Below are 19635 nucleotides of genomic sequence, written 5' to 3'. Positions count from 1 at the left end.
GGTGTGGTGGAGAGGGGTCAGGAGGCGAAGAGGCGGACGGGCCGGGCGGCGTGCTGCTCGCCGGTGATGTCCAGCAGCGGGGCGGACGCGGCGGGCAGGACGGTGACGCCCTCGGCGGCCACGCGCTCCGCCGCGCCGGCCGCGGCACCGGCGACGGTGTCGCACTCGCCGGCGAGCCGTGCCAGTACCGCGGTGGCCTCGAACGGGTCGAGGCTCAGCAGGCGTACCGCCGCGGTCGCCGGGCCGCCGACGCTCTCGTAGGCGGCGGCGTGGGCGGCGTCGAGCGGGGTGAGTCCGGCGACGCGGGCCGTGACGCCGAGGACGACCGGCTGGTGGGCGCCCTGGGGGCGGTGGCGGGCGAGGTGGTCGAGTTCGGCACCGGGCCAGGTGGCGCGGGCGGCGCGCATCAGTTGCCGGCCGAGGCGGCGTGCGACGCGGCGCAGGGCCGGTGCCGGGGTGCGGGTGTCGGCGGCCTCGTCCAGGGCGAGGGCGTCGTGTCCGGTGGCGGCCGCGGCGGCGAGAGCGGCGGCGGTCAGCCCGGCGGTGTGCAGCCGCCCGCGGCAGAACGCCTCCAGGCCGGCCGCGTCGTGCACGCTTCCGGAGGCGACGGCGGCCTCCATCCCGCCGGAGTGGGCGTGCCCGCCGGCGGGGAAGCGTCCGTCGGCCAGGAGGAGCAGGGCGGTGCGGCTCATGGCCCGCCTTTCGGATGAGGGCCGGGGCCGGCCGGCCCCGGCCGGGGGTCAGAACAGGAAGTACCGCTGGGCCATGGGCAGTTCCGTCGCGTAGTTCCGTCCGATCTCCTGTCCGTCGACGCGGGTGCGGACGTCGGAGGTGGTGGCGCCGCCGATGGTGACGTCGAAGGTGTCGGGGTCGATGTCGATCTCCGGGAGGCCGTTGTTGTGCACCATGTCGGCCTTGGTGACGCCCCGGGTGGAGCGGATCGCGCGCAGTGGCTTGAGCAGTCCGGCCCGGGAGAGTTCGCCGTCGAGGGCGGCCTCGGCGACGAAGTTGAAGGAGTTCGCCCCCGGGGCGCGGCCCTGGAACCCCCAGACCGGGCGCGGCAGATAGGGCTGCGGGGTGGGGATGGAGGCGTTGGCGTCGCCGATCTGCGCGTAGGCGATCTGGCCGCCCTTGATGACCATGTGGGGTTTCACGCCGAAGAACTTCGGCTCCCACAGGACCAGGTCGGCGAGTTTGCCGTCCTCGACGGAACCGACCTCGTGGTCGATGCCGTGGGTGACGGCGGGGTTGATGGTGTACTTGGCGATGTAGCGCCGGGCCCGGAAGTTGTCCGCGTCGGCGTCGTCCTCGCGCAGGTGTCCGTAGCGGGACTTCATGACGTGCGCGGTCTGCCAGGTCCGCAGGATCATCTCGCCGATGCGGCCCATGGCCTGGGCGTCGGAGGACATCATCGAGATGGCGCCCATGTCGTGCAGCAGGTCCTCGGCGGCCATGGTGGAGGGCCGGATCCGGGAGTCGGCGAACGCCATGTCCGCCTCGACCTCCGGGTTGAGGTGGTGGCAGACGATCATCATGTCGACGTGTTCCTTCACGGTGTTGACGGTGAAGGGCCGGGTGGGGTTGGTCGACGCGGGCAGTACGTTCGGCTTGCTCGCGAGGCTGATCATGTCGGGGGCGTGACCGCCGCCGGCGCCCTCGATGTGGAAGATGTGCAGGCCGCGGTACTTGGCGTCCTTGGTCCTGCGGTTCTTCTTGGTCGCGGCGAAGGTGTGCTGCACGAAGCCGGACTCGTTCAGGGAGTCGGCGTGCAGGGCGACCTGGACCCCGGTCTCCTCGCACACCGTCAGGGCCGCGTCGATCACCGCCGGGGTCGCGCCCCAGTCCTCGTGGATCTTGAAGCCGAGGGCACCGGCCGCGACCTGGTCGTGCAGCGCCTTCCCGGAGACGGTGCTGCCCTTGGCGAGCAGGCCGATGTTGACCGGGAAGGCGTCGAGCGCCTCGAACATCCGCTGGATGTGCCACGTGCCGGGCGTCACGGTGGTGGCCGTACTGCCCTCGGCGGGGCCGGTGCCGCCGCCGATCAGGGTGGTCACGCCCGACGCGAGGGCCTCGTGGATCTGGCCGGGGCACAGGAAGTGCACGTGCGTGTCGACGCCGCCGGCGGTCAGGATGCGCCCCTGGCCGGAGATCACCTCCGTCTCGGGCCCCACGACGAAGGCCGACGCGCGCGGGTCGTCGTTGTCGGGCGGCGTCATGGTCTCCGGGTTGTACGCCTTGCCGATCGCCCGGATCCGGCCGTCGCGCAGTCCGACGTCGGCCTTCACCACACCCCAGTGGTCCAGGATCAGCGCCCCGGTGATCACCGTGTCCACCGGCTCGCGCGGGTCGTCGCGCGGGATGTGCGACTGCCCCATGGACTCGCGGATCACCTTGCCGCCGCCGAAGACCATCTCGTCGCCGCTGCGGCCCGGTCCGCCGCACCAGTCCGCGTCGATCCTCAGCCGGAGGCCGGTGTCGGCGAGCCGGACCCGGTCCCCGGTGGTCGGCCCGTACAGGTCGGCGTAGCGGGAGCGTGACAGCGGCTCCCAGGGCTTCGCGTTCTCGTCCTCAGTCCTGTCGGGCATCGAGGTGCTCCTCCTCTTCGCTCTTGTCGGCCTGGAGCCCCCGGACGATCCGCTCCCCCGCGACGGGCACCAGCATCACGGTGCGCGCGTCGCCGGGCTCGAACCGTTCGGAGGTGCCGGAGGCGATGTGCAGCCGCATCCCGTGGGCGTCCTCGCGGTCGAAGTCCAGGCCCTCGTTGACCTCGGCGAAGTGGAAGTGGGAGCCCACCTGGACCGGACGGTCCGCGGGATTGGACACCTCCAACGGCACGGGCGTGACGCCCTCGTTGAACGCCACCCGGTACTCGTCCTCGTCCGGCAGCAGCTCCCGCTTCCCCGGGTGGACGTCCACCTCGGTGTCCGCCTCGTCGAACGGGTCGTGGATGGTCACCAGCTTCGTCCCGTCCGGGAACGTCGCCTCGACTTGGACGTTGGTGATCATCTCCGGTACACCGTCCATGACCTCGTCGCGCCGCAGCACACGGCGCCCGGACTCCATCACCGAGTCGACCGTCGCCCCGGCCCGCGCCTCCTCGTAGACGTGCGCCGTCAACAGCGCCATCACCTCGGGATAATTCAGCGGCAGCCCGCGCTCACGGCGCCGCCGGGCGACGTCCGCCGCCACATGGACCAGCAGGCGCTCCTGCTCGTGCGGGGTCAGATGCATGCCGTCCCCTCTCCTGTTCCGTCACTCCACCCGGACCGCGCGGCGCACCGGAACGACTGCGTCCGCCGCATGTCGATCCTGGGAGAAGAAGAGGTCCCGGCACAGCGAGAACGGCCCGTACTGCCTGATGGGATGAACCGGGGGCACGGGTGGTGCGAGGGCGCGGCGGCGGACGCGCCGACCGCCCCCGCCCCGATCGCGCCGCCGCCCGCGTCACCGCCCGGAGTGAGCCGGTCTCCTCACACCCGCCGGCCGACGCGGCCCGACCTCGCTGTTCCGGGCTCGCGTCCGCCCGTACCGGCGAGTGGACCCCGGCGCGGACGCCCGGCTGAATCTCACCCCGGGTACGGTCCTCGGCCCCGTGCCACGGCCGCTCTCTTGACGGAACCTGAGACAACGGCGGCACGTGTCTGATGGAGTGATGTGCTGGAGGCACGGGTGTGGTGCGTGCCCCGGTTCCGGACTGATCTCTCAGCGGGAGGGGAAGGGCGAGGATGCTGTCGGAGGCCATGGCCGCGCTGGCTGCGGCGGGAGGCACTGCGGTGGTGCAGGCCGCGGGTACGGACGCGTGGACGGAGATGCGCCGGCAGGTGGCCCGTTGGTTCGGCCGGGGGGACGCGCAGCGTGAGCACGCCGAGCTGGAGCGCCTCGATCAGACCGCGAACGAGCTGGAGGCGGCGCGGCCGGCCGAGGCGGAGCGGACGCGCGTCCGTCAGGAGGCCGTGTGGCAGGGCCGGATCGAGACCCTGCTGGAAAGCCTGGAGGACGTCGAGCGGGCCCGGGTCGTGGATGAGCTGCGCACCCTGATGGCCCGACAGGCCTCCCCCAGCGGTGTGTCGGCCGGCCAGAGCGGTCTGGCCGTGGGCGGGGACGTGCGCGTCCAGGCCGACCACGGGTCCGCCGCCGCTGTGACCATGGGGAACGTGACGCTGGGAAACCCTTCCCGGCCGGGTTCGCACCAGGACTGAGCGCACCCGGTACCGCCTCGGCCGCGCCGGCTCACCACTTCGGCAGCGCCTTCGCCGACCACGGCGGTATCGCCGTCGGCTACGCCGGGCAGGTCCACCACCACGCCGCGCCCCGCGCACCGGCCGCCTGGCCGCACCAGGTCGGTGTGATCCCGCCGCGCGCCCTGTCGTTCCAGCACCGGGCCGAGGTCGACCGGTTGCGGGCGGCGGTCGACAGCGGGGGCACCGCGGTGCTCAGCCAGGTGCTGACCGGGACCGGCGGGGTGGGCAAGACACAGCTGGCCGCCGATTACGCCCGTACCGCCTGGGACAGCGGCGGGGTCGACGTACTGGTGTGGATCAACGCGAGCAGCCGCTCGGCGATCACGACCGGTTACGCGCAGGCCGGTGTGGAGGTCCTCGGCGCCGACCCCGGCGGCCCCGAGCAGGCGGCGCGGGCGTTCCTGGCCTGGCTGGAGCCGAAGGCCGGCCAGAAGCCGTGCCGGTGGCTGGTCGTACTGGACGACGTCACGGATCCGGCCGACATACGCGGCTGGTGGCCGCCCGCCAGCCCGCACGGCCGTGTCCTGGTCACCACGCGCCGCCGCGAGGCCGCCCTGACCGGCGCCGGCCGACGCCTGGTGCCCGTGGGCCTGTTCACCCCCCAGGACGCCGCCGCCTACGTCGCCGCCGTACTCGCCGCGCACGACCGCCACGAGCCCACCGACCAGATCGACAGCCTCGCCGCCGACCTGGGACACCTGCCCCTCGCCCTGGCCCAGGCCGCCGCCTACATCATCGACACCGACGTCACCTGCGCCCGCTACCGCCGGCTGCTGGCCGACCGGCTCGGGACACTGGCCGACCTGCTCCCCGAACCCGGCGCCCTGCCCGACGACCAGGCCGTCACGGTGGCGGCCACCTGGTCCCTCTCCATCGAACACGCCGACCGGCTCCGCCCCGCCGGCCTGGCCCGCCCCATGCTCCGGCTCGCCGCGGTGCTCGACCCCAACGGCATCCCCGCCGATGTCCTGACCGGCCGACCCGCCCTCACCCACCTCACCGGCCACCGCACCTCCGGTACCCGGCGACCGGTCCCCGCGACGGCCGAGGACGCCGCAGGCGCGCTGCGCGCCCTGCACCGGCTCAGCCTGGTCACCTACACGCCAGGCCAGGCCGTTCAGGTCCACGGGCTGGTGCAGCGCAGTGTGCGCGAGCAGCTCCCGCCGGAGCTGCTGGCCCGGACCGTCCGGGCGGCGGCCGACGCCCTGCTCCAGGCGTGGCCGGAGACGGAACGTGACTTCGCCACCGGCCAACGGCTCCGCGCCAACACCGAGGCGCTGCGGTCCCATGACGAGCACCTGCTGTGGTCGGACCGCGATGTGCACGAGGTCCTGCTCCGGACCGGCCAGAGCCTCGGCCGTGCCGGGCTTTACCAGGCATCGATGGACCACTACCGGCAGCTCGCGGCCACGTCCGCGCGAAAGTACGGCACCGGCCACCCCCGCACCATCGCCTGCCGCAGCAACTCCCTCCGTTTCCTGTGGCTCACCGCACGCCCCGCGGAGGCCGTGGCGGCGTACACGGAGCTGGCCGCGGACTGCGCCCGCCTGCTCGGGCCGTACGACTTCGCCACCTTCGACGCCCGCGGCGAGCTCGCCTATGCCCGGCTCGTCGGGGGCGACCTGGCCGGTGCGCTGGCCGACTACGAAGAACTGCTCGTCGACCACCGCCGCGTCCATGGCCCGCACCACCACCGCACCCTCTCGGTCCGCTCCCGGATCGCCTCCCTGCACCGCGACAGGGGAGACGCGCCGCGCGCCACCGCCCTGTACGAGGAACTGCTCGGCGACTGCCGAACGCGCCTCGGGCCCCTTGACGACACAACCCGGGACGCACGCATACAGCTCGCGCGCCTGCGGGGTGAGGCGGGCGACCCCGTCGGGGCCCGCGATCGGTTCGGGGAACTGCTGGCCGAACACCTGACGGCGTTCGGCCGCGACGACCACCGCACCCTGGCGGTGCGGCACGAGCTGGCCGAGTGGCGTGCCGCCGCCGGAGATCCGGCCGGGGCCGCCGCCGAGCTGGCGGACATGATCGACGACGCCGTGCGGATCCTGGGCGCCCACCACTTCGACGTCTCCCGTGCCCGCTACACCCTGGGGCTGCTGCGCGACCAGGCGGGAGACACCACCGCGGCACCGTCCGGCATGGACGAGTCGGCCCGCTTGCTGGAGCAGATGCTCGGGCCCGGCCACCCCTTCGTCATCGGCTACCGCGGCGCCTTCCGGATGTGGCAGCACGGCCTCGCGGAGAGCGATCCGGTCGCCGCCGCCGAGGCCCTCGAGGAGATGATCGCCGCTCTGCGCTCCGTCTGGGGTCCCGACCACTCCTCAGTACTGGAGTCACGCCGTTTCCTCCTGGACATCAAGGGCGTGATCGGTGACCCGGGCCGGACAGCCGAGGCGTTCGCCGCGCTGCTCGCCGACTGCCGGCGGGCCCTGGGCCCCGAGCATCCCCTCACCCTGACAACCCGCGTGGGGCTGGCCGACTGGCGCGGCGAGGCGGGCGACCGCTCCAAGGCGGTCGCCGACCTGCGCGAACTGCAGGAAGACATGGCCCGGGTACTGGGCCCGCACCATCCGGAGACCATGCGCACCCGCAGGCTGCTCGCCCAGAAGCTGCACGCAGCGGGCGACACGGCCGCGGCCCTCGCGGCATACGAGGACCTGATCACCGTGCACGGCCACGTGCTGGGCCCGGACCACCCGGACACCCTCCGGCTGCGCAGTGACCTTGCCGGCTGCCGCTCCGAGGACGCGGGGGCGGACACGATGATCCCGGTCTACCAGGAACTGACCGCGGACCATACGCGCGTCCTGGGCGCCGACCATCCGCGTACCCTCGACATGCGTCGCAGCCTGCTCGACTGCCGGGCGGAGGCGGGCGACCCGGCCAGGGCGGCCGAGGAGTGCCGCGATCTGCTCCGCGACTACCAGCGGCTCATGCCGCCCGACCATGTCGAGACCCTTCCTGTCCGCGCCACCTACGCCGGGCTGCTCGCGGACAGCGGAGACTTCGCCGGGTCGGTCACCGCGTACGAGGACCTGCTGTCGGTGGCCTTGCGGATCTGGGGCCCCGACCACTTCGGCTCGCTGATGACCCGCGGCTGCCTGGCCGAGGTGCGGGCCCGGCGCGACCGCGCCCCGGCCGACGGCCTCGTCGTCTTCGCCGCGCTCCTCGACGACTGCCTGCGCGTCCTGGGCCCCGGCCACCACGTCACCGAGGCCACCCGAGCCTTCCGGGACGCCCTGCGCCGAAGCGGCTCGGCACTCCCGTCCGCCACGTACAACAAGCTGCTGGACCAGTACGCGAAAGCCGAGCGCTCCGGCCGCGCGACGCCCACCGCCGGGTGATCCCGCCCGCGGAGCCCGGCGGCCTGTCCCACCGCGGTCCGCTCGAACGGGCCTGCCGGAGGCGCGAGCCGGGCCGTCGTGGGTTCCGTGTGCCCGGAGCCGTTTTGGCCCGGTGCCGTCGGCCCGGCGTCTCAGCGTTGCCGGGGCCGCAGTACCCCGGCGAACAGGATGACGAGGAGTCCGGCGAGGGGTACCACGAGCAGGCCCGTGCGCAGGCCGGCCGTGTCGGCGACGAGTCCGACGACGGGCGGGGAGCACAGGAAGCCCAGGCGCATGAGCCAGGAGACGATGGTGAGTCCCGATCCTGGCTTGAGGCCGGGCAGTTCGTCGGCCTCGTGCATCGCCGCGGGAACGAGGGTCGCCACGCCGAATCCCGCGGCGGCGAAGCCGAGGACCGTCCCCGGCACCGTGGGGACGGCCAGCGCCAGGCCCATGCCGGCCGCGGCGACGGCCCCGCCGGCGCGGGCCACCCGCCGCTGGCCGAACCGGTCCACGAGCCGGTCACCGATCAGGCGGCCGACGAACTGTGCTCCGACCAGGGCGATGAATCCGCAGGCGGCCAGTGTCACCGACGCGTTCAAGGAGTCGGCGAGGTACAGCGCGGCCCAGGAGTTGCCCGCGTCCTCGACGAGCGTGCCGGCGGTGGCGATGAGGACGAGAGCCGCCAGCACGTACCCGGTGCGCCTGGAGGTCGTCGCGTTCCGCTCCTGCCGCGGACCGTCGCCCGCGGCTCCCTCCTCCTCGGCCGGCTCGGTGTCGGGCCCGGGCAGGCAGTGGCGCAGGGCGACGCAGGCGGCGATCCCGAACACCACACCCGAGACGAGCAGGTGCTGCCCCCGGGACAGGTCCAGTGCGATCGCTCCGGCCGCCATGGCCCCTCCGGTGACGGCGCCGATGGACCAGATGGCGTGGAAGGAGTTGATGATGGAACGTCCGTAGCGGCGCTGCACCCGCAGTCCGTGGGCGTTCTGCGCGACGTCCGTGATGGCGTCCATGGCGCCGGCCAGGAACAGTGCCGCCGCGAACACGGCCACCGAGCCGGCCAGGCCCGCGGTGAGGACTCCCGCGCCGGTCAGCAGGGTGCCGATCACCGCGACCCGCGCCGAGCCGAGCCGGCGGACGAGCACCCCCGCCGCCAGGCCGGCGGCTATCGCGCCCGCCGGGAACGCCGCGACGGCCAGCCCGTAGGCGGCGTTCCCGATTCCGAGATCGGCCTTGATCTGCGGATACCGCGGCAGCAGATTGGCGAACAGGGCCCCGTTGGTGAGGAACAGCACGGCCACGGCCGCCCGGGCCCGCCGGTCGGCCCGGGTGGGCTGCTGCAGTACGTCGACAGTCATGCGTGGAGCATACAGTCAGAGCGTACGGTCGTACGCTCCTGGCGCGTACGACCGTACGCGCCACCTTCGGCCGGCCGTGAAGCGGCGGTCCCGGCGGGGGCACCACCACGATCCCCGGCACCGCCTGCGGCTACCACGGCCTCGGGGAACATCGGTACAGCGGTTGGCGCTGAGAATGATCATGGCGGCGTGACCGCCTTCCGGGGGTAGCCGACGGCTCAGCGCCGGTTTCCGATCGGATGTTCCTCGTCGGGTTCGCCGGCGGAGACGAGTCGCAGGGCGGGGCGCTGGGGTGCGAACTCGCCGAGTTCGAGCGCGGCCTCGCGCCAGTTGGCGGCGAGCTGGAGCAGGTATTCGCTGTCGTGGCGGTAGCCGGGCGGCGGGACGCCGGGGACCGCCGGCCACAGGATGGTGGCGGCGAACCGGACCGCGTTCATGGCCGCGGTGGCGTGGGGGTCGACGCTGCCGCCCTCCAGGCGCCGAAGCATGTCGAGCCGGGCGGCGGCTTCGAGCAGGGTGTCGTAGGTCTTGGCGTACTCCTGCGCGCGGACGGTGGCGAGGTCATCCACGGCGGGCGCCTTCGGCGTCCGGGTGGGACTGGGCCTGGAGGCGGTCGCGCAGCTCGACCTCCTCGGCGGTGAGCGGCTCTCCGGGGCGGCGGATCCGTACGGGCTTGGGGCGCAGGGGCAGGCCGTCGTCGGCCGCGGCGGCTTCGGCTTCCGCGACCGCCCGGTAGAGCGAGGCCACCGAGGGAAACTTGCCCGCGTTCTTGCCGGTCTTGATGGTGAGCTCCTTGACGATCTCGGGGACGGGGACGCCCTTGTCCTTGAGCGCGACGGCGAAGGTGAGCATGTCGTCGCCGATGACCTTCGGCCGGCCGCCGTGGTTGCCCTTGGCGGCGACGACGGCCTGGCCTTCGAGGGTCTTCTCCCGGATGTAGTTGCGCTCGATCTGCCCGGCGACGGCGAGCACGGCGAAGAACATCGCGCCCATGCCGTTGGGGTCGTAGATGCCGGTGAGCGGGCCGGTGAGGAGTTCGAGCTGGATGCCGCCGGCCCGGAGCTCGGAGGACAGCGTCATCAGCTCGGCCGCGTTCCTGGCGAGGCGCTTGAGCTCGTGGACGGTGAGGATGACGGGCGTCTCGGGGGCGGCCTCCTTGAACTGGTGGGCCAGGGCGAGCGCCGCCTCCAGCTCGGGCCGGACCTTGACGCGGGTGCTGATCCGCTCCTTGAAGACCTTGTGGCACTGGGCCCGGCGGAGGGCTTCGAGCCGGCTCGCCAGTTCCTGGCGGGCGGTCGACGTCCTGGCGCAGCCGATACGGACCGGGCTCTCGGTGCGGGGCGCGGGCACGGCGGCGAGCGCGGGGCCTGGAGTCCCTGGAGTCCATGCGCGGCCGGGGTGGCGGTCAGCGGGGACGAGGATCTCCAGTTCCTCGCGCAGCGCCGGGACGAGGACGAAGCGCGGGGTGTGGTACTTCGCGGCGGTCTTCCCGCCTCGGGTGCGGCACGCGGAGCCGGCGGGCGCGTCACGGTTCGGGCAGTCGTGACGTTCCACCGCCAATGCGGCCCGATCGGGCGTGAGATCCATCCGGGAAGTCTCTCAGGAGCACCTCGCACAACATGCGGGTTTCGAGAGGACTTTTGCGAACGGCGACCTGCGGAAACCCGATCACCTCGAGGGCTCTCGCAGAACTCTCACAGATGAACGTTTGTGAGAGAGCCCGAGTCGGAGCGGTGATCTTCAGTGATCAAGCGCCCGGCTGCCGGTCGACAACCGGAAGCAGCCTGCTGAAGGTGTTTCGCGTGGCCACCGGGCGGTCCGCAAGAGGGCCTGGGGGTGATGCGTCAGTCCGAGGCGCCGCTGCGCCGGGCGTAGGCGCGGGCGGCACGGACACGGTCGCCGCAGCGTGTGGAGCACCAGTGGCGTCGGCCGTGGGTGCGCAGGAGGAACCGGTCGCAGGGGGCGGAGCCGCAGGCGGCGAGGATGCCGGCGTCGGGACCGGTGAGCAGGTCGGCGGCGTCGGCGGCGAGGGTCGCCAGTGCGTGGTTGACGGCCTGGTCGGTGGGGTGCGCCTGAACGCGGCGCAGCCCCTGGGCCCCGTCCCAGGCGAGGAGGGGGGCGGTGGGCACGGCCGTGAGGGCCTCGTTCACCGCGTGCAGGGATTCCTCGGGCGGGGGCGCGCCGTCCACGCGCGCGGCGAACAGGGCCCGGACGTGTCCGCGCAGGGTGCGCATCCGCTGTGCGCACACCTCGTACAGCTGCACGTCCGGGGTGGTCAGGTTGTGAGCGGCGAGCCAGCGCATGGCGGATTCCGGGGCGGCGAGCAGGTCGTAGCTCTGGCCGGCGGGCAGGGTGGCGGCGGTGTCGGCGAAGTCCAGGGAGCGGTACCGGTCGGCACCCGGGGCCGGGGGCAGAGCGGTCGGTGCCACGTCGGTGGCCAGGGTGTCGTCCATGCCTCTCATGGTAGCGCTTGCATTTTTCCGTGACACCCGCCTAGCCTGGCATCACGTTAACAGCAGGTTTTTTTCGTGAGAAACGGAGATGTGATGTCCCAGCTCAGCGCCAACCAGTTCCCGGTCCGCACGTTCGGCGGTCCGACCGCCCTGTTCGAGTACGGCGGCCTGCGCTTCCTGACCGACCCGACCTTCGACGGCCCCGGCGACTACCCCGCGCCCGGCGGCCCGACCCTGGTCAAGACCGCCCCGTCCACCACCGCACCCGCCGAGCTCGGCCCCATCGACGTGGTCCTGCTCTCCCACGACGAGCACGCCGACAACCTCGACACCTCCGGCCGCGCCCTGCTCGCCGACGTCCCCCTCACTCTCACCACACCCGACGGCGGCAAGCGCCTCGGGGCGAAGGCCACGGGCCTGGCCGACTGGGAGACGGTCGAACTGGAGCGTCCGGGCGGCGGCACCATCACGGTGACCGGGGTCCCCGCCATCCACGGCCCCGGCGCGCGTGAGGAGGTCGAGCCCTTCGCCGGCCAGGTCGTCGGCTTCGTCCTGACGGGCGAGGGCCTGCCGACGGTCTACGTCAGCGGCGACAACGCCTCGCTCGACGCGGTCAGGGAGATCGCCGAGCGCTTCGCCCCGATCGACACCGCCCTCCTGTTCGCCGGAGCACCCCGCTTCCCCATGCTCTTCGACGGCAACCTGATCGTCCTGGACAGCGCCCAGGCCGCCGAGGCCACCCGGATTCTCGACGCCCGCCGCGTCGTCCCGGTCCACCACGACAGCTGGTCCCACTTCACCGAGGGCCGCGACGCCCTGGAGGCGGCCTTCGCCGCCGCGGGCCTGACCGACCGCCTGGACCAGGACTGGGTGCAGCGCGCCTGAGCCCGTATGACAGCTCACGAACCGAGACCTCGTGCCGGGGGCGGGGCTCCCACACGCCGAGCCCCGCCCCCCCTGGGAGCAATCCCTCGCGGCGTCGCCTGCGCCGTGCCAGAACGACAGAGAAGGACCACCTCACATGTCCACCGGAACCAATGCCGACCTCGCGCATCGCTTCTACCAGGCCCTTCAGCAGGGCGACTACGACACGCTCACCGGCATGTTCCACCCGGACTTCGTCTTCTACCCCCAGATCGACAGCCCCCGGCCCGGCGCCGCAGGGTTCATCGACGCGGAGAAGAAGCACCTCGACGCCTTCCCCGGCAACCGCCTGACGGTCCTCGACACCGTCGCCGAAGCCGACAAGGTCGGCGCCTACGTCGTGGTCGAAGGAGACCAGGGCGGCGACTACTACAACATCCCCCCACGCGGAGCGCATGTACGGTTTTCCATGTTCAACCTGTTCACGTTCAAGGACGGGAAGATCATCGAGAAGCGGGCCCACTACAACCTGGCCGACATCATGGACCAGCTCACGGCCGGTTCCGCCGCCTGACGACACGGGCCTCGACAGGGCCACACCCTGCACCTCTCCACCGCCGCCCACCGACGGCACCCGCCTGGAACGAAACGCTCCCACCCAGACAGCGATCCGGGCCCCGGCGGGAGACGCCGAAAGCTCCTCTACTCCTCGTCGTCCTCATCCAGCCCGAGCCCGGCCGCGTCCGGGTCGCGCAGCGGGCGCAGGGCGCCGACGGCCGGGGTGGAGGCGGTGAAGCCGTAGCGGCCGAGCACGTTGAGGTTGCGGTGCTTGAGCGGAGAGAGCCGGGCGATGTCCTCGTCCCGCAGCTCGTGGCCCTCGGCGCGGAGCTGGGCGACGGCGGCGTCGATGTACTTCGTGGTCCAGAGCACGATGGCGTTGAGGACCAGGCAGAGCGCGCCGAGCTGGTCCTCCATGCCGTCGCGGTACGCCTGGTGGATGGTGCCGCGCTTGCCGTGGCACACGTCGCGGGCCAGCTTGTGGCGGGACTCCTGCACGGTGAGCTGGCGGTTCATCTGCCTGCGGTAGGTGTCGTCGACGGGGTCGACCATTCGCATCAGGTGCTCGGTCTTGGCGATCCGCCCGTACTCGGCGAACGCCTGTCCCAGCGGCGTGGGGCGGCCCTCGCGGCCGAACATCCGCAGCAGGTCGTAGGCGCGGGCCTGGTTGGTGACCAGGGAGCCCGCGACCCGGAGCATGTCCGGCCACCACGTCTCGATCTTCTTCAGGTTGACGCGGTTGCGGGCGAGCGGCTCCAGCACCCCGTACGTGCCCGTCTCCACCCCGGGCATCGTCGCCCGCCGGAACCGCTGGTCGTCCAGGTCCTTGAAGCGGGGCTGAAGTTGTAGCCCAGGATCTTGAAGATCCCGAACACGATGTCGCTGTTTATGTGGACAGTTCAAGTTGATCTTTCTCACGACCCCGCGGCACGTAGATCCGAGCAGCTCAGGGCTTCAAGATCATCTCGTTGCCCCTTTGGCACGCATCCCGGCCACTCCAGCTGTAGACCGTGATCTTGCCGTTGGGCGTTCGGAGACAGCGCACCTTGAGCACGTGCCATCGAAGGCTCGTCCACTGGCTCTCTCGTGACAGCGAAGATTGATCGCCCAGCTCAGACGAAGACGGGTGCGGCCACCGTTGGTCATCATGAGTCGTGTGGACTGACGATGAGACGGTGACCGCAGGTCACAGCACGGATCCCGCCCGATGGCGGGAAGCATTCGAGGTGGCCATGGGCCGGGTCGCGAGCCGGGTCGCCAGGTACGGACCTCGCCTGCGAGCCGGCCGGTCGGTGCTGGGTCTGCTGTCGGACCTACCGCGCGAGAACTGCTGGACGATCAGCGTGCGGACGCTCCCGCGTGGGCCGACCCGTGCAGGCGCTTCGCCGCGGGCCGGCGACGAACCGCGGACCGGTGAGCCGCCCGCCGCCGCGGGCCGGTGAGCCGCCCGCCGCCGGACGCCGCCGCGGTGGGGGCCACCGCGGCGGGCCGGGTCAGCGGGCGTCGGGCAGGGAGTTGCTCACCCGCTGCAGCCGCAGCGCGAGCTGCACCTCGAGCGCGCGTGCCGGTTCCTGCCAGTCGGGGCCCAGGAGCTGGGCGATCCGCTCCAGCCGCCTGAAGACCGTGTTGGGGTGGACCTGGAGGGCCTCCGCGGCGTAGGTGGGACTGCTGCCGGCGGCGAAGTACGCCTCCAGCGTGCCGGCCAGTTCGGTGGAGCGTTCCCTGTCGTAGTGGAGGACCGGGCCGAGGGCCTGCTCGATGAAGCCGCCCACGTCCCGGCTGCCGCCGAGGAGCATGCCGACGAAGCCGAGTTCCTCCACGGTCGCCGTGGCGCCGTGCCGGTCCATGCTCGTCAGCGCCTCGACGCACCGCCTGGCCTGCCCGTACCCGTGGGCCACCGCGTTCTGTCCGCCGTCGGCCAGGGCTCCGCCCGCGGTCACGGGGCAGTCGAGCACCTGGCCGAGGCGGCGGGAGACGTTGCGTGCCGCGACACCCGGGTCGTCCCCGGGCAGCAGCAGGACCAGGCACCCCTCGCGCATGGTCTTCGCCCCGCCCCGCCGCACCACGTACGGGGAGGCCCAGGCCATGAGCCTGCCGCGCTGGGCGCCCTCGGCGTGGGCGACGACCACGACATGGGGCTGGGTGAGGTCCATACCCAGGCGCTGGGTCAGCTGTGCGATGCGTTGCGGATCGCGTCCGGGCTGGTCCAGCAGGGCGTCGAGGGTCTCGTCCCGGGCCTGGCCGCTGATCGACGCGGCGCTGCGGTTGACCAGGGCCAGGAAGGCCGCGGCCTGGGCGGCCCGGGCGGCCACGTCGTGGCTCGGCTCCGTGAACGGCCGGTGGGCATCGACGATCAGCGCGCCCAGGTCCTCGCCGCCGGCGTGCACGGGCAGCACGGTGATGTTCTCACCCACGCGCACGGTCCTGTTCTCGGCCCGGGCCTCCAGTACGGCGTCGGTGAGTTCGTCGCCGTCCACCGGAACGTCGCCCGAGACGGCGACGGTGCGGTCGTTCTCGTCGCACAGGGCCACCGACGCGGAGAGCGCACTCGCCAGTTCGCCGACGACGGCGCGGGCGTCCGCTCCCGCGAGCACGAGGTCGTACATACGGCGGCCGGCGCGTGCGGCCCGCTGCTCGGAGTGGAGGCGGGTGCGCAGCCGGTCGCACTCGGAGGTCACACGCGCGGTCCGGCTCCTGGCCTCGTCGAGGGCGCGGAAGCGTTCGATGGTAGGGGCCGCGTAGTCGGCGAGGAAGGACAGGAGGGAGATGTCCTCGGCCGCGTAGGAGCGGGCCTCACGGTCCGCGCACAGCAGCAGGCCGATGGTTCCCTCCCGGGTGGTGAGGGGGCGGGCCATGACGGCCCGCACGCCTTCCCGCGCCAGGATGCGGTCGGCCAGCTCGTCGTGCCGGAACTTCTCGTCCCCCGCGCAGTCCCCGCCCCGGACCCGGGTGTCGCAGCGGTGGCTCTCGCCCGGGCGGACGCCGGACACCCGCAGGTCGCCGACCGGGGACGTCAGACCGTCATGGACCAGCTGTACGGCCGTGCCCTCGCCGTAGAGGGTGATCACGCCGATGTCGGCACGCAGCAGGGTCCGGGTGCGCCGCACGATGGTGGTGAGCAGGGAATCGAGGCATTTCTGTTCCGCGATGTCGCGGACCGCGTCCATGAGGAGAAGCGGCTGTTCCTTCCGGGACACCCTGTGCGACATGCGCTCCTGAAAATGGAAAGCGTACTGACGGGCTCTGCCCAGCGCCTCCGCACTCGGCGAACCGGTGCGGTTCGGCCGGGTCCGGGAAAAGGATTCTTCTAATTCACCAGGGGGGTCGTTCTCAGCGAACAGTCCCGGTCGGGGAAAATCAGCGGGCTGCTCGTCGCTTTTCTGAGACATCACTCTCCAGGGCGATGGAAAACGGCTCTTCTCTGCGGTGAAGACGAGCAAGAAGCCAGTACGCTTTCGCCTTTCATCGTCGGAACTCAGCCTCTGGAGGTGCCGCGCTCGCGCGGTGCCGGAGCGGGTCCGGCTCCGGGTGTGCTCCCGCACGGTGCCGCGGGGGCCGGCTGCGGCCGCTCGGCGCGAAGTGCGTGCTCCCTACAGCTTCCCGTCCTCCCCCGCACGACTTCCCCAACCCTCCCCCGCGAGGGTACCTTCCCTACAAGGCATCTCAGTCGAGAATTATCTCGGTCACTAAGCCAATTTGATGCTAGAAAAGCGCGAGGACTCATGTCAAGTACGAAACCCAAGGGGGCGGGGAACACGGACGGTTACCACGTGCGAGCCGGCCAGGGCGGCGACGACCCCCGCCGCAACGCCGCGCTGCAGCGGGCCCTGACCGCGGCCCGGGAGTTCGGGCTGACCAGCATCTCGCTGAACAGCGCGGTCGCCAAGAACCTGGACATCCATCCGACGGACGCCTGGATCCTGACCTACATGCGTGGCCTCCCGGGCGAGCTGGTCCTCACTCCCGGTGACCTGGCCAAGGTCACCGGCCTCACCACCGGAGCGATCACGGGTGTGGTCGACCGGCTGGAGTCCCAGGGGTACGTCCGCCGCGAGCGGGGCGCCCCGGACCGGCGCAAGGTCATCATCGTCCCCACCGAGAAGAGCGCCAAGGTCGCCGAGGTCTTCCGTCCCCTGGTCGAGGGCATCATGGCGATGGCCCTCCGCTATCCCACGGAGGCCCTGGAGACGATCGGCGAGTACTTCGAGGGCGCGGTCGCGGCGACGGAGGACGCCGTCGTCCGGCTCAGGGCCCTGTGAGGCGAGCCGGACTCCGGCCCTGAGGGCGCGCGGGCACGCGAGCGCGTCCCCCGTGGCCGGCACCACGGGGGACGCCGCCCCCGAAGGAAGGGGGCCGGGCGCCGTCAGGGCCGGGCCCCCACGGTCACGGCCGCTTGGCCACGTCCCCCAGGACGGACACCGCGTGGGCCGCCGAGGCGAGGGTGACGTGACGGTGCCAGCCCCCGTAGGAGCGGCCGGCGAAGTCCCGGATGCCGAGCCGGTCGGCCGTCTGGCGGAAGTCGCGCTCCGTGCGGGACGGGAGCCTGCTGCCGCTCGCCAGGGCGGGCAGTGAGACTTCCGTCATATTGGTGAGCCAGAGCTGCCCGACGCGTCGGCGGGGACCACTGCCGATTCCGACCAGGCACAGGTCATGGGCCGCCGGGTCACCCGGCACGGTGTGCGGGAGACGCACTCCCAGCAGGGAGACGACGCTGGTGTGCAGGGTGCTCGAGGTGGCCCCGGACTCCCGCCACACCACCGGTCGCGGCGCCTCCCGGTCGGCCGCCATGAGCCGGCCCGCAGGCTGCACGCCCGATGCCCGGCCCAGCCGCAGCGGGTCCGTCACGGCCAGCGGATAGGCGCTGTTGACACGGGCCAGGAAGGACACCCCCGCGTCGCCGAACCGGCGCACCAGGGTCGGCATGTCCATGTTGCGCGCGTCCAGGACCACCGGCCGCGACGGCATGCCCCACTCGCGTGCCGTCTCCAGGCACGCGTCGATCGTCATGTCGCCCATGCTGCGCGGGCCGAGATCGTCCGGGATCGACGCCTGCCGGCGCCGCACGCTGTCGCCCGTCCAGGAGGACGAGAGGTACAGCCGCCAGTTCACCGGGACGCTGGTGTGCTCGGACACCGCCCAGACCCCCATCGCGCGCTGGGCGTTGATCACCCGGCCCATCTCGGGGACGTACTGCCGGTCCACGCCGACGGAGTTCTCCCCCGCCTTCGGGATGACCATGGGCTGCGCCACCCAGGCGAGCGGCGGGGCGGAGCCGACCAGGTGCCGGGCCAGGGCACGGCGCACCGGCGCCCAGTCCCAGGTGGAGCCGCACACGAAGTGGTGCAGGCTCTGCTCGGTGGCCGAGCCGCCCAGCAGCGCGGCGATGTTCCGTATCGAACGCCGGCCGCGTACACCCAGCAGTCCGCGCAGGTACTCGACCCCTTTTCGGCGCTGATCGCTGCGCGGCAGTGTCGCGAAGAGCGCCGCTCCCAATTCCGTGAGCGTGCCGTCGTCCCACCACACGTCAGAAGTTGCGGAATGAAGTTCTTCAGGTGAAGTTCCGGATAGGAGTGCCCCTGTACCCATCGAATCCCCCGTTGGTTGATGGAGCCGTTCTCCGACACCTCCACAGTCGCCGTTCGATCACCTATTCGGCAAGGTATTCCGAACACCCCTTTGCCCCGCCCGTGTGGGCGGAGCCCACTTTCTCACTTCCGGCCGCGGACGGGCCCGGACAGCACGGGGCCGGCCACGGCGGCGGGGCGGCCGCCGTGGCCGGCTCGGGGGGCGTGGGTCACATGGTCCGGGCGAGCTCCACGGGCTGCGCCGTCGCGCCGGACTCCAGCAGCGCGGCCACGGCCCGCGCCTGCGCGACCGCCTCGCGGCGGCCGAACGGCAGCTCCGTGCCCGTCGCGATCGCCGTGGACACCTCGTCGAACTGGATGCGGGAGATGTGGAACATCTCGTCGAGCCGGTGGACGCCGTCCGGGTCCACCGGGAAGTACTCCTTCTGCGACTCCAGCATCGGCACCGGACCCTGGATGTCCAGCTCGACGGGGTCCGTGCCGCCGAACCACGGCTGCCGCACCACCACCCGGCCCTTGGTTCCCACGACGTGCAGGAAGTCGCCCCGGGCGATGTCCTGGCCCACCACGAACTGGCCGAGCACGTCGCCCGGCAGGCGCAGGCTCGCCGTGAAGCCGTGGTCGGCCGCCCCGGGACCGCGCCGCATCTCCTCGGCGTACACGCGTACGGGCTCACCGGCGAAGCAACGGATCGCGCTGAGCGCGAAGACGCCCAGGTCGAGCAGGGCGCCACCGCCGAGCGCGCGGTCGCGGCGGAAGTAGTCCGGCGGCACGGCGGCGGTGCAGGCGGCGTAGACGTACATCAGGTCACCGATGCGGCCCTCGTCCACCAGCCGCTGGGCCAGCCGGATCTGCGGGTGGTGACGGAACATCACGCCCTCGATGCACGCGCGGCCCGCCGCCTCGGCCTCGTCGAAGACGCGCTCCACATCCGCGACCGAGAGCCCCAGCGGCTTCTCGCACAGGACGTGCTTGCCGGCCCGCAGCGCCTTGACGGCCCACTCCACGTGGTCCACGGGGTGCAGGGCGACGAACACCGCGTCGATGTCCTCGCAGGCGAGCAGCTCGTCGAAGGAGCCGAAGCTGCGCGGGATGCCGTGGCTCGCGGCGTACTCGCGCGCCTCCTCGGCGTCCCCGGTCGCGACGGCCACGAACTCCGTGGTCTCCGACTTGGCGTTCGCCGCGACGGCGACGTTGGCGTAGCCCCCGGTGACCAGCAGTCCCCAGCGCACTCTGTTCAC

15 protein-coding genes and 2 pseudogenes are annotated in these 19635 nt (G+C 72.4%); 6 read left to right on the top strand and 11 right to left on the bottom strand.

Features of this window, described 5'->3' with window-relative positions; all coding sequences use genetic code 11:
* Positions 1–17 precede the first annotated feature (17 nt).
* The 3 genes from ACFXAE_RS15315 to ACFXAE_RS15305 are packed head-to-tail and all read right to left on the bottom strand — an operon-like array spanning position 18 to position 3231.
* Positions 18–692, bottom strand: a complete 675-nt coding sequence (locus ACFXAE_RS15315; protein ID WP_384713748.1) for an urease accessory protein UreF — start codon at positions 690–692, stop codon at positions 18–20.
* Positions 693–740: 48 nt separating this feature from the next.
* Positions 741–2585, bottom strand: coding sequence for an urease subunit alpha (locus tag ACFXAE_RS15310; RefSeq protein WP_384713745.1), 1845 nt, complete (start codon positions 2583–2585; stop codon positions 741–743).
* The gene (locus ACFXAE_RS15305; protein WP_384713742.1) at positions 2569–3231 is read right to left on the bottom strand and encodes an urease subunit gamma; all 663 of its coding nucleotides are present in this window, start codon (positions 3229–3231) and stop codon (positions 2569–2571) included. The genes ACFXAE_RS15310 and ACFXAE_RS15305 overlap by 17 nt, the downstream gene beginning before the upstream one ends.
* Before the next feature lie 494 nt (positions 3232–3725).
* On the opposite strand from ACFXAE_RS15305, the gene ACFXAE_RS15300 reads away from it, so the two are divergent.
* Both ACFXAE_RS15300 and ACFXAE_RS15295 read left to right on the top strand, forming a co-directional pair.
* Positions 3726–4199: a hypothetical protein gene (locus ACFXAE_RS15300; protein WP_384713739.1), complete on the top strand. Its 474-nt coding sequence runs from the start codon at positions 3726–3728 to the stop codon at positions 4197–4199.
* Between the two features lie 146 nt (positions 4200–4345).
* Positions 4346–7594 (top strand): tetratricopeptide repeat protein, encoded by a 3249-nt coding sequence (locus tag ACFXAE_RS15295; protein WP_384713736.1) that lies wholly within the window; start codon positions 4346–4348, stop codon positions 7592–7594.
* 131 nt (positions 7595–7725) lie between these two features.
* On the opposite strand, the gene ACFXAE_RS15290 is transcribed toward ACFXAE_RS15295, so the two are convergent.
* The 4 genes from ACFXAE_RS15290 to ACFXAE_RS15275 form a co-directional block, all read right to left on the bottom strand.
* Positions 7726–8934, bottom strand: a complete 1209-nt coding sequence (locus ACFXAE_RS15290; RefSeq protein ID WP_384713733.1) for an MFS transporter — start codon at positions 8932–8934, stop codon at positions 7726–7728.
* Positions 8935–9152: 218 nt separating this feature from the next.
* Positions 9153–9503 carry a hypothetical protein gene (locus tag ACFXAE_RS15285; protein ID WP_384713730.1) on the bottom strand — a complete coding sequence of 117 codons (351 nt, stop codon included), beginning with the start codon at positions 9501–9503 and terminating at the stop codon, positions 9153–9155.
* Positions 9496–10521 carry a recombinase family protein gene (locus ACFXAE_RS15280; RefSeq protein ID WP_384713727.1) on the bottom strand — a complete coding sequence of 342 codons (1026 nt, stop codon included), beginning with the start codon at positions 10519–10521 and terminating at the stop codon, positions 9496–9498. Before ACFXAE_RS15280 ends, ACFXAE_RS15285 begins: the two co-directional genes overlap by 8 nt.
* A gap of 257 nt (positions 10522–10778) precedes the next feature.
* Positions 10779–11387 (bottom strand): ABATE domain-containing protein, encoded by a 609-nt coding sequence (locus ACFXAE_RS15275; RefSeq protein WP_384713724.1) that lies wholly within the window; start codon positions 11385–11387, stop codon positions 10779–10781.
* A gap of 93 nt (positions 11388–11480) precedes the next feature.
* Between ACFXAE_RS15275 and ACFXAE_RS15270 the strand changes: the two genes are divergently transcribed.
* The gene (locus ACFXAE_RS15270) at positions 11481–12272 is read left to right on the top strand and encodes an MBL fold metallo-hydrolase (protein WP_384713721.1); all 792 of its coding nucleotides are present in this window, start codon (positions 11481–11483) and stop codon (positions 12270–12272) included.
* 136 nt (positions 12273–12408) lie between these two features.
* A complete protein-coding gene (locus ACFXAE_RS15265; RefSeq protein ID WP_384713718.1) occupies positions 12409–12825 on the top strand; it encodes an ester cyclase in 417 nt (138 codons plus the stop codon).
* A gap of 128 nt (positions 12826–12953) precedes the next feature.
* Here the strand turns inward: ACFXAE_RS15265 and ACFXAE_RS15260 are convergent.
* A pseudogene (locus ACFXAE_RS15260) lies at positions 12954–13693 on the bottom strand (Tn3 family transposase); the annotation flags it as partial.
* Positions 13694–13984: 291 nt separating this feature from the next.
* Here ACFXAE_RS15260 and ACFXAE_RS15255 point away from each other — a divergent pair.
* Positions 13985–14152 (top strand): annotated as a pseudogene (locus tag ACFXAE_RS15255) (IS701 family transposase); the annotation flags it as partial.
* A 150-nt stretch (positions 14153–14302) separates the two neighbouring features.
* Here ACFXAE_RS15255 and ACFXAE_RS15250 read toward each other — a convergent pair.
* Complete coding sequence (locus tag ACFXAE_RS15250; RefSeq protein WP_384713715.1) at positions 14303–16018, bottom strand: helix-turn-helix domain-containing protein; 1716 nt, start codon at positions 16016–16018, stop codon at positions 14303–14305.
* Positions 16019–16531: 513 nt separating this feature from the next.
* Here ACFXAE_RS15250 and ACFXAE_RS15245 point away from each other — a divergent pair.
* Positions 16532–17068 (top strand): MarR family winged helix-turn-helix transcriptional regulator, encoded by a 537-nt coding sequence (locus ACFXAE_RS15245; protein WP_384713712.1) that lies wholly within the window; start codon positions 16532–16534, stop codon positions 17066–17068.
* A gap of 124 nt (positions 17069–17192) precedes the next feature.
* Here ACFXAE_RS15245 and ACFXAE_RS15240 read toward each other — a convergent pair whose 3' ends face one another.
* Both ACFXAE_RS15240 and ACFXAE_RS15235 read right to left on the bottom strand, forming a co-directional pair.
* On the bottom strand, positions 17193–18332 hold the full coding sequence (locus ACFXAE_RS15240; protein WP_384713709.1) for an IS701 family transposase: 1140 nt from the start codon (positions 18330–18332) through the stop codon (positions 17193–17195).
* Between the two features lie 271 nt (positions 18333–18603).
* A complete protein-coding gene (locus tag ACFXAE_RS15235; protein ID WP_384713706.1) occupies positions 18604–19635 on the bottom strand; it encodes a Gfo/Idh/MocA family protein in 1032 nt (343 codons plus the stop codon).

It is taken from the genome of Streptomyces sp. NPDC059454 (genome assembly GCF_042749965.1).
GTDB lineage: Bacteria > Actinomycetota > Actinomycetes > Streptomycetales > Streptomycetaceae > Streptomyces.
Note: the sequence above shows the minus strand (reverse complement) of the source record. Positions and strands in the feature narration are given on the sequence as shown.

Excerpts from the sequence above, each read along its gene's own strand:
- ACFXAE_RS15315 (WP_384713748.1), bottom strand. The coding sequence starts at position 692 with ATGAGCCGCACCGCCCTGCTCCTCCTGGCCGACGGACGCTTCCCCGCC.
- ACFXAE_RS15310 (WP_384713745.1), bottom strand. The coding sequence starts at position 2,585 with ATGCCCGACAGGACTGAGGACGAGAACGCGAAGCCCTGGGAGCCGCTG.
- ACFXAE_RS15305 (WP_384713742.1), bottom strand. The coding sequence starts at position 3,231 with ATGCATCTGACCCCGCACGAGCAGGAGCGCCTGCTGGTCCATGTGGCG.
- ACFXAE_RS15300 (WP_384713739.1), top strand. The coding sequence starts at position 3,726 with ATGCTGTCGGAGGCCATGGCCGCGCTGGCTGCGGCGGGAGGCACTGCG.
- ACFXAE_RS15290 (WP_384713733.1), bottom strand. The coding sequence starts at position 8,934 with ATGACTGTCGACGTACTGCAGCAGCCCACCCGGGCCGACCGGCGGGCC.
- ACFXAE_RS15280 (WP_384713727.1), bottom strand. The coding sequence starts at position 10,521 with ATGGATCTCACGCCCGATCGGGCCGCATTGGCGGTGGAACGTCACGAC.
- ACFXAE_RS15275 (WP_384713724.1), bottom strand. The coding sequence starts at position 11,387 with ATGGACGACACCCTGGCCACCGACGTGGCACCGACCGCTCTGCCCCCG.
- ACFXAE_RS15270 (WP_384713721.1), top strand. The coding sequence starts at position 11,481 with ATGTCCCAGCTCAGCGCCAACCAGTTCCCGGTCCGCACGTTCGGCGGT.
- ACFXAE_RS15265 (WP_384713718.1), top strand. The coding sequence starts at position 12,409 with ATGTCCACCGGAACCAATGCCGACCTCGCGCATCGCTTCTACCAGGCC.
- ACFXAE_RS15250 (WP_384713715.1), bottom strand. The coding sequence starts at position 16,018 with ATGTCGCACAGGGTGTCCCGGAAGGAACAGCCGCTTCTCCTCATGGAC.
- ACFXAE_RS15245 (WP_384713712.1), top strand. The coding sequence starts at position 16,532 with ATGTCAAGTACGAAACCCAAGGGGGCGGGGAACACGGACGGTTACCAC.